14 protein-coding genes are annotated in these 12,902 nt (G+C 62.8%); 5 read left to right on the forward strand and 9 right to left on the reverse strand.

What is annotated here, in order from left to right; genetic code table 11:
• Nucleotides 1-74: 74 nt before the first annotated feature.
• On the forward strand, nt 75-1,607 hold the full coding sequence (locus F3Y30_RS04975) for a YifB family Mg chelatase-like AAA ATPase (RefSeq protein WP_203425416.1): 1,533 nt from the start codon (nt 75-77) through the stop codon (nt 1,605-1,607).
• A gap of 279 nt (nt 1,608-1,886) precedes the next feature.
• On the opposite strand, the gene cysK is transcribed toward F3Y30_RS04975, so the two are convergent.
• The 4 genes from cysK to F3Y30_RS04995 form a co-directional block, all read right to left on the reverse strand.
• Nucleotides 1,887-2,855 carry a cysteine synthase A gene (gene cysK, locus F3Y30_RS04980; protein WP_203425417.1) on the reverse strand — a complete coding sequence of 323 codons (969 nt, stop codon included), beginning with the start codon at nt 2,853-2,855 and terminating at the stop codon, nt 1,887-1,889.
• Between the two features lie 438 nt (nt 2,856-3,293).
• A complete protein-coding gene (locus F3Y30_RS04985; RefSeq protein WP_203425418.1) occupies nt 3,294-3,911 on the reverse strand; it encodes a LysE family translocator in 618 nt (205 codons plus the stop codon).
• 232 nt (nt 3,912-4,143) lie between these two features.
• On the reverse strand, nt 4,144-4,449 hold the full coding sequence (locus F3Y30_RS04990) for an NIPSNAP family protein (RefSeq protein WP_203425419.1): 306 nt from the start codon (nt 4,447-4,449) through the stop codon (nt 4,144-4,146).
• Nucleotides 4,446-5,360, reverse strand: a complete 915-nt coding sequence (locus tag F3Y30_RS04995) for a DMT family transporter (RefSeq protein WP_203425420.1) — start codon at nt 5,358-5,360, stop codon at nt 4,446-4,448. Before F3Y30_RS04995 ends, F3Y30_RS04990 begins: the two co-directional genes overlap by 4 nt.
• Before the next feature lie 135 nt (nt 5,361-5,495).
• Here F3Y30_RS04995 and F3Y30_RS05000 point away from each other — a divergent pair, with 135 nt between their 5' ends.
• On the forward strand, nt 5,496-5,930 hold the full coding sequence (locus F3Y30_RS05000; RefSeq protein ID WP_203425421.1) for an Lrp/AsnC family transcriptional regulator: 435 nt from the start codon (nt 5,496-5,498) through the stop codon (nt 5,928-5,930).
• A gap of 24 nt (nt 5,931-5,954) precedes the next feature.
• On the opposite strand, the gene F3Y30_RS05005 is transcribed toward F3Y30_RS05000, so the two are convergent.
• Nucleotides 5,955-6,845 carry a GNAT family N-acetyltransferase gene (locus tag F3Y30_RS05005; RefSeq protein ID WP_203425422.1) on the reverse strand — a complete coding sequence of 297 codons (891 nt, stop codon included), beginning with the start codon at nt 6,843-6,845 and terminating at the stop codon, nt 5,955-5,957.
• Complete coding sequence (dut, locus tag F3Y30_RS05010) at nt 6,842-7,315, reverse strand: dUTP diphosphatase (protein ID WP_203425423.1); 474 nt, start codon at nt 7,313-7,315, stop codon at nt 6,842-6,844. The genes F3Y30_RS05005 and dut overlap by 4 nt, the downstream gene beginning before the upstream one ends.
• Before the next feature lie 93 nt (nt 7,316-7,408).
• On the opposite strand from dut, the gene F3Y30_RS05015 reads away from it, so the two are divergent.
• Nucleotides 7,409-8,992: a peptide chain release factor 3 gene (locus F3Y30_RS05015; RefSeq protein ID WP_203425424.1), complete on the forward strand. Its 1,584-nt coding sequence runs from the start codon at nt 7,409-7,411 to the stop codon at nt 8,990-8,992.
• A gap of 20 nt (nt 8,993-9,012) precedes the next feature.
• Here F3Y30_RS05015 and F3Y30_RS05020 read toward each other — a convergent pair whose 3' ends face one another.
• Together F3Y30_RS05020 and F3Y30_RS05025 are read right to left on the reverse strand one after the other, a co-directional pair.
• Nucleotides 9,013-9,957, reverse strand: coding sequence for an MBL fold metallo-hydrolase (locus F3Y30_RS05020; RefSeq protein WP_203425425.1), 945 nt, complete (start codon nt 9,955-9,957; stop codon nt 9,013-9,015).
• 77 nt (nt 9,958-10,034) lie between these two features.
• On the reverse strand, nt 10,035-11,039 hold the full coding sequence (locus F3Y30_RS05025; protein WP_246752873.1) for an alpha/beta hydrolase: 1,005 nt from the start codon (nt 11,037-11,039) through the stop codon (nt 10,035-10,037).
• A gap of 114 nt (nt 11,040-11,153) precedes the next feature.
• On the opposite strand from F3Y30_RS05025, the gene F3Y30_RS26690 reads away from it, so the two are divergent.
• Both F3Y30_RS26690 and F3Y30_RS26695 read left to right on the forward strand, forming a co-directional pair.
• Nucleotides 11,154-11,825, forward strand: a complete 672-nt coding sequence (locus F3Y30_RS26690; RefSeq protein ID WP_348649863.1) for a DJ-1/PfpI family protein — start codon at nt 11,154-11,156, stop codon at nt 11,823-11,825.
• A 29-nt stretch (nt 11,826-11,854) separates the two neighbouring features.
• The gene (locus tag F3Y30_RS26695) at nt 11,855-12,184 is read left to right on the forward strand and encodes a helix-turn-helix domain-containing protein (RefSeq protein ID WP_348649864.1); all 330 of its coding nucleotides are present in this window, start codon (nt 11,855-11,857) and stop codon (nt 12,182-12,184) included.
• Between the two features lie 26 nt (nt 12,185-12,210).
• Here the strand turns inward: F3Y30_RS26695 and F3Y30_RS05035 are convergent, their stop codons facing one another.
• Complete coding sequence (locus F3Y30_RS05035) at nt 12,211-12,897, reverse strand: peroxiredoxin-like family protein (RefSeq protein WP_203425426.1); 687 nt, start codon at nt 12,895-12,897, stop codon at nt 12,211-12,213.
• Nucleotides 12,898-12,902: the final 5 nt, after the last annotated feature.

The raw sequence follows: 12,902 nt of genomic DNA on the forward strand, positions 1-12,902 counted from the left end.
CGTGCAACATTCGGCCCTGCAACTCATGATGAGTTGTGGTGCCGCGGCATGATGGGCGGCCTGAGGGGGCACTCATGGTGGCACGAGTCAGCACGGTGGCATTTCAGGGCATAGAGGGCGTTCCTGTCGATGTGCAGGTGATGGTGGCGCCTGGCAAGGTGAACATGCATATCGTTGGCCTGCCGGACAAGGCGGTCGCCGAAAGTCGCGAACGGGTACAGGCAGCGCTTCACGCGTCCGGCCTGGCGCTTCCGGCCAAGAAAGTCACGATCAACCTCGCTCCCGCGGATCTGCCGAAGGAAGGCAGCCATTTCGACCTTCCGATCGCACTGGGTCTCATGGCCGTGCTCGGCGCGATACCCGCCGATGCGCTGGAAGGTTATGTGGTGATCGGCGAACTCAATCTCGACGGCACGATCGCGGCCATTGCGGGTGCACTTCCGGCGGCAATCGGCGCCAACGCGCTCGGCAAGGGCTTGATCTGCCCGGCCGAAAGCGGCGCCGAAGCGGCCTGGGCAGGCGCCGGGCTCGATATTCTCGCCCCGCGAAGCCTGATTGCGCTTGCCAATCATTTCCGTGGCACGCAGGTCCTTTCGCGGCCCGAGCCCGCGATGCGATCCGCGCCCGCCGGACTTCCGGATCTTGCCGACATCAAGGGCCAGGAAAGTGCCAAGCGGGCGCTTGAGGTCGCAGCAGCCGGCGGACACAATCTCCTCATGGTCGGGCCGCCCGGCTCTGGCAAATCCATGCTGGCCGCCCGCCTCCCGTCGATCCTGCCGCCTCTCTCTCCTCCTGAATTGCTCGAAGTGTCGATGATCCATTCGATCGCGGGCCAGCTCGCAGGAGGGAAGCTTTCGGACCGGCGCCCCTATCGCACGCCGCATCATTCGGCAACGATGGCGGCCCTCGTCGGCGGCGGTATGCGCGCAAAACCCGGCGAGGCCTCGCTCGCTCACCACGGTATCCTCTTTCTCGACGAGTTTCCGGAGTTCTCGCCGCAGGTGCTGGATGCGCTGCGGCAGCCGCTGGAGACCGCAGAGTGCATCATCGCCCGGGCCAACCATAGGGTCACCTATCCGGCCGCATTCCAGCTCGTCGCGGCAATGAACCCCTGCCGGTGCGGCATGGCGACGGAGCCGGGGTACAGCTGCGCGCGCGGGCCGCGCTGCATGAGCGACTATCAGGCCCGGATCTCAGGGCCCCTGATGGACCGTATCGACATTCGCGTCGACGTACCGGCTGTTTCCGCCGTCGATCTCATACGCCCGATCGCAGCGGAACCAAGTGCGGTCGTTGCCGCGCGCGTAGAGCGGGCACGGGCGCTGCAGGCAGATCGGTTCGCGACGCTCGGCACTTCAGGCGTTTCGGTCAACGCGCGGGCGTCCACGGCTCTCATCGAGCGCATTGCCGCACCTGATCCCGGCGGGCTCCAGCTCCTTCGCGATGCGGCGGAGCGGATGAAGTTTTCCGCCCGCGGCTATCACCGGGTGTTGAAAGTGGCGCGAACGCTTGCCGATCTCGAGGGCTGCGAAACGGTCGGACGTATTCATCTGGCGGAGGCAATTTCATATCGCATCGCCGGCGAGCGGCTTGCAGCCGCTGCCTGAGAGCAAAGCGGCGTTCGGTCCTGCCTGCAAAAGTGGTCAGTCGATGCGGCTCCTCCGTCCTGGATTGTCGTGCTGCGTCTGTCGCGCGGCCCCGGATCCGAACGTGGCGCGGCAGGGCGGCCATGAGCGGCGCGGCGCCAGCGGGTCCCTGCATCGGCAAACAGGCCCGCGCGTACCGCCGGTCACATGATGTCTGGGCGCGTTCCGCCGGCGCCCCATGGCTCACGCGGTGCGGCGCTCGGAAGTTGTCGATGGGCCGTCGGAAGACGGAGGGGGCGATCAGCCCCCGAGCCCCTCGAAGAGAGCTGTGGAGAGATAGCGCTCAGCGAAGGAGGGTATGATGACGACGATCGTCTTTCCCTCGTTCTCGGGGCGACTGCCCACCTTGATCGCGGCCGCGAGTGCTGCGCCAGAGGAAATGCCGACGGGCACGCCCTCGAGCTTTGCGACCAGGCGCGCGTTCTCGAAGGCTTCCTCGTTGGCGACGGTGACGACCTCGTCATAGACCTTCGTGTCGAGAATGGCCGGAGCGAAGCCGGCGCCGATACCCTGGATCTTGTGTGGACCAGGGTTGCCGCCTGAAAGCACCGGGCTGTCGGCGGGCTCGACCGCCACGACGCGGATCTCCGGCTTCTTCTCCTTGAGCGCCTGTCCTGCACCGGTGATCGTGCCGCCGGTTCCGATACCCGCGACGAGGATGTCGATGCCGCCATCGGTGTCGTTCCAGATTTCCTCGGCCGTCGTCTTGCGATGGATCTCGGGGTTTGCCGGATTTTCGAACTGTTGCGGAATGACGGCATCCGGGAGTGTCGCGGCCAGCTCCTCGGCCTTGGCGATCGCACCCTTCATGCCTTTCGGTCCTTCGGTCAACACCAGTTCCGCCCCGAGGAGGGCAAGCATCTTGCGCCGCTCGATCGACATGGTCTCCGGCATGGTGAGAATGAGCTTGTAGCCCTTCGCCGCCGCCGCGAAGGCAAGTGCGATGCCGGTGTTGCCCGAGGTCGGTTCGACCAGGGTCGTCCTTCCGGGCGCGATCCGGCCCTGCGCCTCCATGGATTCGATCATGGCTACGCCGATCCGGTCCTTCACGGACGAGATCGGGTTGAAGAATTCGAGCTTCGCCAGAAGATTGGCCTTCACACCCTTTTCCTTGGCCAGCTTGTCGAGCCGAACGATCGGCGTGTCGCCGATGGTTTCTGTGATCGACGAATAGATGCGTCCTCTGCCGGGTTTGCGGATCTCTGGCATTTCTGGCTCCCTCTGTTTGTCTCCTGAGAAGAACATAGGTTCAATCGCGTGCGGAAGCCAGAGCACGAGGAACCGCGTCTCGGTCGAGGTTCAGTCCACCGCCGCCAAGGGGAACCTCGATGGATCGCGCTCTCCTGAAGTGTGTGTCACCGACCTGGGCCGGACGCCGCTGGCGTTTGCTCCGGACGCGAGTTCTCGCTGCGCCAGGGGCCCGATAGCACCGGCAGCGGTCATCTACCTTGCGTTTTCAGCAAGAGTGTCTCGACATGCGTACCCAGTCGGGGTGACCATTCTGCGCCGGAGTGAGCGCAGATATCTTCTCCGCATGGAGAGGCCTCGCGGAGGCTGATCTCGCTATGGAACACGCCTGCAGGTGACCGCCGTGGGTCACTTGGAGAAGCTGGTTGCATTCACTGCGTAATGCCAAGAAATCGGGGGTCAGGCGGCCCGGGTCGCTATGTAGGCTGCGGTGCTTGCGAGCACGCCCGCTGCCATCCGGTTCAATGTCTGCAGCGCCCGCGGCTTCTTCAAAAGCAACCGCGCGCGCGATGCCAGCGCCATATAGGGGATCAGTACGACGAGCAGAACGAGGAAGGTCGCAGCCAGCAGCGTGGCATATTCCTCCGGACCGATCGACCGAAGATCGATCAAGGTCGGAACCAGCGCGACGTAGAAGAGCATGGTCTTCGGGTTTCCAAGCGTCACCAGCAGTCCGGACAGAAACGACATCGTGTAGCTCGAAGACTTTTTGGCCTCGATGTTCTGCGGCAGCAGCCCCGCCGTCCATAGTTTCCAGGCGATAAAGGCAAGATAGATCGCTCCGGCAATCTTGATCACCATGAAGGCGGCGGTAAACGTCTGGGCGATGAAGGCGAGCCCCAGAATGACCGCGGTCAGGTAGATCATGTCGCCGAGAATAAGGCCGAGCCCCATGAAGAAGGTTTCGCGGAAGCCGGTTCCAAGTGCGCGCGCCACGATTGCGGTGATCCCTGGCCCTGGAATGGCCGCAGCGATGAAGAGCGCCGCACTGTAGGCGAGTAGCGTGGTGAGCGTCATGGCGATGTCCCCGATAGAGGCGCACCTTCTACTCTTTGACGCGGGCAACTTCAAGACACGGTGTGTGGACGGGCGGGAACGTCCGCGAGCCGCTCGCGCATTTTTCATTTGCTTCGAACGGGACACCTTACGTTGTGGTGCAAACCGGCCGACAGGTGTCGGTACGTTCCGCCAGGCCCGTTCTACGGAGCAAGTGATCCCGCCCGTTTCGCGCCAGCCCCGCAGCCGGGATTTATTCGAAAACCGGCCGTAGGAAACTGCGCTCGTAGTGAAGGATGCAGCGGGTTTCCTCGGCATAGGCGAAGGCGGCCTTGCACTCGGCGTCGGCGGCCATTTCCTGCCGGTAGGTTTCATAGGCCGCGAGACTGGGGAACGTGAAGAGCGCAAGCGCGATGTTGTTCGCTCCCTCATGCGGCAGGAAGTAGCCGTGATGCGTGCCGCCAAGTCTGTTGACCAGGGGAATCCAGAGCTTCGCGTAGTGCTCGAACTCGGCGAGCTTGTAAGGGTCGATCGTGTAGCGGAGATAGCAGGTGATCATCGAGTGCTTTCCTTGGCGAAAATTCTGCTCTTATTGCCCCATGGCCGGATCGTCCAGCCGAGATTCATGCCCGCAGCGGCCACGAGGATGACCACCGATCCGAGGATCTGGATGACGTGTAGTTCGTGCCCGAAGGCGATGCGGTCGACGACGATTGCGGCAACCGGATAGATGAACGAGAGGGCGCCTGTCAGATGCGTGTGGAGCTTCTGGATAGCGCCGTAGAGAAGCACGTACATGATACCGGTGTGAACGACGCCCATTGTCGAAAGACTGGACCAGGCAACGGCCCCATGCGGCAGCGGGCCCGATACGGCGAATGGAGCAAGCATCAGTACTCCTGTCGAGACCTGGATCAGCGCGATCAGATGCGGCGGTGTGCCTTTCAGTCCCTTCGCGGCGATCGCCGCGAGCGCATAGAAGAACGCGGCCGCCAGCGCCAGCGCGATCCCGAGCCCATAGCCCGTTCCGCCGCTGCCCGGGGGCTTGCCCTCGACGATGGCGATCGTCCCCGCAAAGGCGAGGGCAAGCCAGAAAAGCTTGGTTGCTGTTATCCGCTCGCCGAAGAAAACCGCGCCGAGTGCGAGCAGCATGAAGGGCTGGGTATTGTAGACGGTTGTTGCAATGGAAATGGACGCCAGCGGATAGGCGGCGAAGAGCAGCAGCCAGTTGAGCACGATCGCCACACCTCCCGCAGCGGCGAGTGCAAATCGGCGGAGCGTCAATGCATCGAGGCGCAGGAGCCCGAGGGCAAGGCATATGACGAGCAGTGTGGGCACTGCGAACAGGCATCGCCAGAACACCACCTGCGCGACCGGTTGCCCGGACATGACGACGAACCAGCCGATCGTGCCGGAGATCAGCATCGCTCCGCTCATCTCCAGCGTGCCTGCACGAAGTGTCCTGTCCATCGTATCCGCGCCTCCTCTGGCAACAGGCGGAAGAATACGAAAGCCTAAGTGGGAAATATATGTTATGATTTAGGGGAGGTTGGATTTTTTCCTAATATTCTGAGGAATATTCGAGAATTTACCTAAGGGATAGCTATGCTGGACGAGATCGATATCCGCATGCTGACACTGTTGTCGAACAATGCCCGTGTCTCGCTGAAAGAACTTGCCGGGGCGGTGGGCCTCTCTTCTCCCAGTGCTGCCGAGAGGCTGAGGAAGTTGGAGGAGCGGGGCGTTGTCGAGGGGTACGCCGTTGCCATCAATCACGCGGCCGTCGGCTATACGTTGCAGGCAATCGTGCGCGTCCGACCGTTGCCGGGCCAGCTTCACATCGTCGAGCGATTGATCCAGGAGCTTCCGCAATGCGTGGAATGCGACAAGGTGACCGGCGACGACTGCTTCATCGCCCGGCTGTATCTCCGGTCCATGGAGGAACTCGATACCGTGCTGGACGGCATTGCAGAGCGGGCGCAGACCAACACCTCCCTCGTGAAGTCTACCCCGGTCAAGCGCCGCCTGCCGCCGCTCTGAAGCGCAACTCGTCTGCGTTTCGCTCTAGAATTCTGCCATCGGCGAAAGGCAGAACGGAGCGTCAGGTACGATTCCTTGCGGGTCGCGTACCATGAACACGAGATCACCCGCCTCCTGCTCGGGGACGCCGTCCCATTCCAGGCGGTCTGGCGGAAAATGGACGGTGACCTTTGATGCTGTTGCCGAAAGCGCGCCCCTTATTTCCGCAAGCGGCGGGATGCGGCTTCCCACGATGTCAAGCAATTCGAAGCGGTCCTCACCCGGATCCCGCCAGGCAATCACTGCCCTCCCGTCGGCAAGCACATGCAGTCGCACCGAGTCGAGGAGATGCGCATTCAACAGGAACATTTCGGCCTGTCCCAAAACGGAAAAGCGGTCCGACACCGGCGTGCGTACCGCAAGCAGTTGTCTGAGAAGGGCAATGTCTGTCGGATCACTGATCTCCAGCGGGCGCGCGGCAGAAACGCTCAGGCTCGCTTGCGGTGCGAAGCCGGCGAAGTGATGCTGCGGGAGCGTCCGGAACCCGTGCCTCCGGTAGAGGTCAGGCTTGTCGGTATAGAGCACGACGATGTCGAAACCCGCTTCGTCGCACCGTTGGAGGGTTCGTGATGTCAGTGCACGGAAGAGCCCGCGACCGCGATACTCCGGCCGCACGGCGCCCGATTGCAGCCCGGCTGCCTCAACGCGCTTGCCGTCAATCAGGAGAGGCATTGCGAATGCGCTGAGATTTGCGACACAGCGTCCAGCCGCGTCGAAATAGGCAGAGGGCATGCTCACCCGCGGCGGACCGCCGAACCTGGCGAGCGGGCTGATGTCTATCCCGAAAATGTCGGCGAGCAGGTCCCTGATGGCCGACCAGCCTGCCGGGTTGTTGAAATAGTCTTCCCGGTAGACGAGGTCGGCGCTGCAGCTCATGCAGTGCCTGTGGAGCCGAACCCGCCGGCGCCACGCCCGGTCTCGCTTGCCTCGCCAACTTCCGCGATGACCGCCTGAACGACAGGTGCGACAACCATCTGCGCGATCCGCATTCCGCGCTCGATGGCGAAATCCTCGTCTCCGAGGTTGATGAGAAGGACCTTGACCTCTCCACGATAGTCGCTGTCAATCGTGCCGGGCGTATTGAGGCAGGTGATCCCGTGCTTGAAAGCCAGGCCGGAACGCGGACGCACCTGTCCCTCGTAGCCAAGCGGAATCTCGAAGATGAGGCCTGTCGGCACCAGCGCCCGCGCACCCGGCTTCAGCACCATCCGCTCGCCCTCGGCAAGCGCTGCGCGAAGGTCCATGCCGGCAGCGCCCGGTGTCTCGTAGGCGGGCAGGTCCAGCCCGGCGCCGTGGGGCTGCCGGACGACGGTGACGTTGGGAAGGGTGGGGATCGGCTTTGTCATGCAGGGCATAAGCGGCGCGGCGCTTCCCCTCGTCAATTGCATCTTGCCTTCGGAGACTGTAAAGACGCCGGCAACTCACAGGAATCTCGTCGCATGACTGAAAGTCTGGCCGAGGCGGTCTCCCGCCGCCGCACATTTGCTATTATCGCGCACCCGGACGCGGGCAAGACCACACTCACCGAGAAGCTGCTGCTTTTCGGGGGAGCGATCCAGCTCGCCGGCGAGGTCAAGGCGAAGAAGGATCGCATCCAGACCCGCTCGGACTGGATGAAGATCGAGCGCGAGCGCGGCATTTCGGTCGTCACCTCGGTGATGACGTTCGAGTACGAAGGCAACGTTTTCAACATCCTCGATACGCCCGGTCACGAGGATTTCGCTGACGACACCTATCGCACGCTGACCGCCGTGGATGCGGCCGTGATGGTCATCGACGCTGCCAAGGGTATCGAACCGCGTACCTTGAAGCTGTTCGAGGTCTGCCGCATGCGCGATATCCCGATCATCACCTTCATCAACAAGATGGACCGCGAGAGCCGCGACCCCTTCGAGATCCTGGACGAGGTCGAGGAGAAGCTGGCGCTCGATTGTGCGCCCATCACCTGGCCGATTGGCCGCTCGAAGACATTCTGCGGGTCTTACCACCTCTCGACCAACGAAGTCCGCGGCTCCGACACGCAAGAGCGGCTCACCAAGGTCAACGACCCGGAGATGGCATCCCATCGCCTGCCGGAAAACGAGCGCGAGACCTTTGTCGACGAGCTTACGCTGGCGATCGAGGCCTGCAAGCCGTTCGACAGGAAGGCCTTCCTGGAGGGACACCTGACGCCCGTCTTCTTCGGCTCGGCGCTTCGCAACTTCGGCGTCCGCGATCTCATCAACGCGCTCGGATCCTTTGCGCCGCCCCCGCGCGACCAGGTCGCCGACACCCGCACCGTCCATGCGGCGGAAGACAGGATGACCGCCTTCGTCTTCAAGATCCAGGCGAACATGGACCCGAACCATCGTGACCGCATCGCCTTTGCCCGGGTCTGCTCGGGCAAGCTGGAGCGCGGCATGAAGGCAAGGCTTTCGCGCACCGGCAAGCAGCTCGGCCTGACGGCCCCGCAGTTCTTCTTCGCCTCGCAGCGCCAGCTTGCCGATACGGCCTACGCCGGAGACGTCGTCGGCATCCCCAATCACGGGACGCTGCGCATCGGTGATACTCTGACCGAAGGCGAGGCGCTCGTTTTCGAGGGCGTGCCGAACTTTTCGCCGGAAATCCTCCGCCGCGTGCGTCTCGAGGATGCGATGAAAGCGAAGAAGCTGAAGGAAGCCCTTCAGCAGATGGCGGAAGAGGGCGTCGTTCAGCTCTTTTCGCCAGAAGACGGTTCACCGGCAATCGTCGGCGTCGTTGGTGCGCTGCAGCTCGACGTGCTCAAGGAGCGCCTGCAGGCGGAGTATGGTCTGCCGGTTTCCTTCGAGATGTCGCGCTTTTCCGTATGCCGTTGGGTATCGGCCGAACAGTCGGCCGATCTTGAGAAATTCCTCACCGCGCGGCGCGGCGACATTGCCCGCGATCTGGACGGCGATCCGGTCTTCATGGCCCAGGATGCCTTCTCGCTTCGCTACGAGGCTGAACGTTACCCGGCTATCAAGATGGTTGCGATCAAGGAGTATCACGTCGCCAAGGCGGCGTGATACCGCGCCGGCAGCAACCGTCAGTCCGCCACGAAAACAAAAGCGCCGTCCTTGCGCTCGGCATGGCCGATTCCCGGATAGGCCCAGTGATATCCGAGCAGCTTCGTGCGGCTGGTCGCCGCTTCCTCGATCAGGGCCTTGCGGGTCTTGAGCGCGATCTCGGGCTCAGTGTCGAATCCGAAGTGCCAGTCGGGATGTTCGAAGAAGACGATGTTGCTGGTCGCTGCATCGCCGGTGATGAGCAGTCCGTCGTCCCCGTCCAGCCGCAGTGAAATGTGGCCCGGCGTATGGCCCCGGGTGTCGAGGACATGCATGCCCGGTACAATCTCGTCCCCTGGCTTCACCAGAGTGAGCCGGTCCTGCACGGCGGACAGATCCCTTTTTGCGCCCTTTGCAAAGCCATGCAGGGCTTCCGGCCGCTTTCTCTCGAAGTCCGGATCGGCCCAGAACTCCCATTCTGCGGCGCTGACGAAATAATCGGCATTTGGATAAAGCAGCTTTCCCTCCGGCGTCACCGTCGCGCCCGAGTGATCGGGATGCACATGGGTGAAGACGACCTTGGTGATGGAGGCGGGATCGACGCCTGCCGCCCTGAGGTTGCCGGCGAGCTTTCCGGCACTCTCCTGGAAGTTCCCTCCTGAACCGATGTCGACCAGGATTAGTTCGTTGCCGGTCCGTATGAGGGGAATGTTGACCTGCACGGGAGCGCTTGCGGCATCGCCTCCAAGGCGCCTGAGGATTGCCGGCCGCTCTTCGGGTGCGGCATCGGGAAGGATTACTTCCGCCGGCAGGGTGAGAAAACCGTCGCTCAGCACCGTGAGGTCGAATTTGCCGTGGCTGAGGTGACGTGTTTCTGCGGCGAAGGCACCGGCAGGAATGAGGCTCGTGGCGGCGAGGGAGGCACTGCCGGCAAGAAATGTCCGGCGGTCGAGAGAGAGATCGGCAAACTTATTGAAACGGGTCATGGTCGTCTTCCTTGTTCGCAAGAAGAGAAAATTGGCGCCGCCCTGAAGGAAGAGGGCGGCGCCGGCCCGAGGGAGGATCAGGACTTGGCGAATTCGAGCAGATCGGCGTTCAGTTGCTCCTTGTGCGTGTCGGTAATGCCGTGCGGGGCACCCGGATAGACCTTCAGGATGGCATGGGGCACGAGCTTCTTCGAGGCCCGGCCGGCGGCGTCGATCGGCACGATCTGGTCGTCGTCACCGTGGATGATGATCGTCGGAATGTCGAACTTCTTCAGGTCCTCGGTGAAGTCGGTCTCGGAGAATGCCTTGATGCTGTCGTAGGTATTCTTGTGGCCGCCCGTCATGCCTTGCAGCCAGAAGCTGTCGATCATCCCCTGGGAAGCCTTCGCACCCGGGCGGTTGAAGCTGAAGAATGGGCCCGAGGCGATGTCCTTGTAAAGCTGCGAGCGGTCAGCGATGGAGGCGGCGCGAATGCCGTCGAAGACCTCGATGGGCAGGCCGCCGGGGTTGGCCGCAGTCTTGACCATCAGCGGTGGCACGGCGGAGATCAAGCCCGCCTTTGCAACGCGGCTCGTCCCGTGCCGGCCGATATAGCGAGTGATCTCGCCGCCGCCGGTGGAGAAGCCGGCCAGGAAGATGCCGTTGAGGTCCAGTTGCTCGATCAGGTCAGCAAGGTCGTCGGCATAGTGGTCCATGTCGTTGCCGTCCCAGGGTTGGCTGGAGCGTCCATGGCCGCGACGGTCGTGGGTGATGACGCGGAAGCCGTTGTTGGCGAGGTGGAAGGCCTGCGCCTCCCAGCTGTCGGACGAAAGCGGCCAGCCGTGGCTGAGGATGACCACCGGGCCGTCCTTCGGGCCCCAGTCCTTGTAGTAGATTTCGACGCCATCGCGGGTGATGATCTTGCTGCCCATAGTCCTTGCTCCTTCTGCGCTCGCCTGAGTGGCTGCTGTTGCTGCCTTTGCGGGGGAATTGACTGCGGTGACTGCGGCTGCCGTTGCGGCGGCGCCAAACGCGCCGGCCAGCATGTTGCGGCGGGAAATCGTTGCCGTTGCGATAGCGGTGGTTGCCTTTGCCTGTGCCATGACCGTGATCCTTCGTGTGTTGAAACCTGCGCTCCGTTCCGAAGCTGTGATTGAATTGATATTCCCGCCCGCCTAACCTCTCGACTGGCAAAGCTGACAACGATGGGGGCAGAATTGACAAAGGCGATGACCAACGAGCCGGCCGAGATCGGCATCGTGGTTCACGAGGAAGCGCTCATGTCGGCCGTCTACGGCCTGACGGACATGTTCAACGTCGCCAACCTCCAGAGCAGCGAGCATCACGGGACGAATGCGCCCCAGCTCAGGGTGAGCCATTGGAAACTCGGTCAGGACGGCTCGGTGACGCGCGGCTTCGACAGCCATCCCGGACTGCCGGCGGGGACGTTGTCGGCGCTCATCCTGCCGCCGACGCTTTCGGTGGAGTTGCAGATGAAGCGTGATCTGCGGGAGGTATCCGCGTGGCTTCAGCAGCGTCATGCGGAGGGAACGGTCGTCAGTTCTGTCTGCGGCGGCGCCTATCTCCTGGCGGAGTCAGGGCTGGTCCAGGGGCGGGCGCTGACGACCCACTGGTCGCATGCCGAGCAGATTGCCCGCCGCTTCCCGCAGGTGCATGTGGATACCGACAAGTTGATGATCGACGAGGGTGACATCATCACCACCGGGGGGATGATGGCCTGGATCAATCTCGGGCTCAAGATGGTCGACCGCTTCATGGGATCGACCGTGATGCTGGCCACCGCGCGCTTCATGGTCGTTGATCCCGGGCACGCGAGCAAAGTTACTACAGTGTCTTCGCCCCGCGCATGGATCATGGCGATGCGGTAATCCTCAAGATCCAGCACTGGCTGCATGGAGTGAATACGAAGGGTATCACGGTCGAGGCGATGGCTGATAGGGCCGGCCTTGGCGAGCGCACGTTCCTGCGCCGTTTCCAGAAGGCGACGGGCATCAATCCGACGGAATACTGCCAACGGCTCAGGATCGCGAAATCGCGGGAGCTTCTTGAGCGCTCCTATCTGTCGATCGAACAGGTGGCCTGGCAGAGCGGCTATGACGACAGCAACGCCTACCGGAAGATCTTTCGCAAAATTCTCGGCATCTCGCCGAGCGAGTACCGCATGCGGTTCTCGATTGCTGACGGTCCTCGGCATCCGCAACTCGATGGCCCCGCGCTCGCCGTCTGACACCGGCCATGCGTTGGGCGGTAATCCTATGACACCAGCCGGGAGGCGGCCGCCATCACGTCCTGCGGCTTCGGCACCCCGAACATCAGGCTTCCGCCGCCTTCGGCTTCAGTAAAGGCCCACCGGACGATGCCGTCGCGGTCGAGCAGGAATTCGCCGATCAGCTGGCCGCCTGCCAGCGTGTTCGTCTTGTCGTCGTCCTCGGTCCAGTCGTAACCGTCCAGCTTATTGAGGTAGGGAGCTGCCGTCTCAAGATTCATCGGTTCCGGCAGTTCGCCGGGCATGTCGATGCGCATCGATGAGACAGTGGGCATGGAGACCTTCCGGGGCCACTCGTCCTCATTCTCGGTGAACTCGAGATTGGGCAGACCAAAGGCCCGATGCGAAATCCGGTCCGGGTCGGAGGCGGCAAGAAAGCTCGGCAGGGGATGATAGCGGAAATAGAGCCGCGCGCGGTCCGCGGGCGTGTTCACCACCGTGAGGCTGTCGATGCCTTTTTCCCGCAGCGGACCCGCGAGGTTCGCCATCGCCGCAATCTGTCGGCGGCAGAACGGACATTGCAATCCACGGAACAGTCCCACGAGAACAGGGGTTTGCCCGCGAAAATCGTCGATTGCGACCGTGCCACCCCGGGTAATGGCTTCGAGTACGACGTTTGGTGCCCGTTCTCCCAGCTGCAACGGCATCGGTCTTTCCAGCTTCTCTTCGTTCATGGGTG

The organism is Sinorhizobium sp. BG8 (assembly GCF_016864555.1).
Taxonomy (GTDB): domain Bacteria; phylum Pseudomonadota; class Alphaproteobacteria; order Rhizobiales; family Rhizobiaceae; genus BG8.

Excerpts from the sequence above, each read along its gene's own strand:
- F3Y30_RS05000 (WP_203425421.1), top strand. The coding sequence starts at position 5,496 with ATGCTGGACGAGATCGATATCCGCATGCTGACACTGTTGTCGAACAAT.
- dut (WP_203425423.1), bottom strand. The coding sequence starts at position 7,315 with ATGACAAAGCCGATCCCCACCCTTCCCAACGTCACCGTCGTCCGGCAG.
- F3Y30_RS05025 (WP_246752873.1), bottom strand. The coding sequence starts at position 11,039 with ATGGCACAGGCAAAGGCAACCACCGCTATCGCAACGGCAACGATTTCC.
- F3Y30_RS05035 (WP_203425426.1), bottom strand. The coding sequence starts at position 12,897 with ATGAACGAAGAGAAGCTGGAAAGACCGATGCCGTTGCAGCTGGGAGAA.
- F3Y30_RS05015 (WP_203425424.1), top strand. The coding sequence starts at position 7,409 with ATGACTGAAAGTCTGGCCGAGGCGGTCTCCCGCCGCCGCACATTTGCT.
- F3Y30_RS05005 (WP_203425422.1), bottom strand. The coding sequence starts at position 6,845 with ATGAGCTGCAGCGCCGACCTCGTCTACCGGGAAGACTATTTCAACAAC.
- F3Y30_RS04990 (WP_203425419.1), bottom strand. The coding sequence starts at position 4,449 with ATGATCACCTGCTATCTCCGCTACACGATCGACCCTTACAAGCTCGCC.
- F3Y30_RS04985 (WP_203425418.1), bottom strand. The coding sequence starts at position 3,911 with ATGACGCTCACCACGCTACTCGCCTACAGTGCGGCGCTCTTCATCGCT.
- F3Y30_RS04995 (WP_203425420.1), bottom strand. The coding sequence starts at position 5,360 with ATGGACAGGACACTTCGTGCAGGCACGCTGGAGATGAGCGGAGCGATG.
- cysK (WP_203425417.1), bottom strand. The coding sequence starts at position 2,855 with ATGCCAGAGATCCGCAAACCCGGCAGAGGACGCATCTATTCGTCGATC.
- F3Y30_RS04975 (WP_203425416.1), top strand. The coding sequence starts at position 75 with ATGGTGGCACGAGTCAGCACGGTGGCATTTCAGGGCATAGAGGGCGTT.
- F3Y30_RS05020 (WP_203425425.1), bottom strand. The coding sequence starts at position 9,957 with ATGACCCGTTTCAATAAGTTTGCCGATCTCTCTCTCGACCGCCGGACA.